1 protein-coding gene is annotated in these 277 nt (G+C 56.3%); it reads left to right on the top strand.

The genetic code is table 11. The features are described from left to right. On the top strand, positions 1 to 277 hold a 277-nt coding region (locus SB719_RS19815), incomplete at both ends, for an HAD hydrolase-like protein (RefSeq protein ID WP_412159687.1).

Genomic DNA, 277 nt, shown 5'->3' with positions numbered 1-277 from the left:
GCGGTTCAAAGCTATATTGAAAACTATCATCGCAACCCGGCCGAGAAGACACGTTTCTTCAGTCACGTTCGCGAAGATCTGCAAAGCCTGCATGCTGCCGGTTTCAGGCTGGGCATCTGCACCAACAAGCCCCACGCCTTGACTCAGGAAATTTTGAAAATCCTCGAGCTCGATCGCCTCATCGAGGTGGCGCTTGGTGCAGACGCGGTGCCAGCCTGCAAGCCCGATCCTGGCCATCTGCGCGCCGTTGTCGAGCGCATGAATCTTAACGGTGCCA

The organism is Pantoea sp. SIMBA_079 (assembly GCF_046940275.1).
Classification (GTDB): Bacteria; Pseudomonadota; Gammaproteobacteria; order Enterobacterales; family Enterobacteriaceae; genus Pantoea; species Pantoea borealis.
The sequence above is the reverse complement of the archived record's forward strand: the minus strand, read 5'-3'. Positions and strand labels throughout refer to the sequence as shown.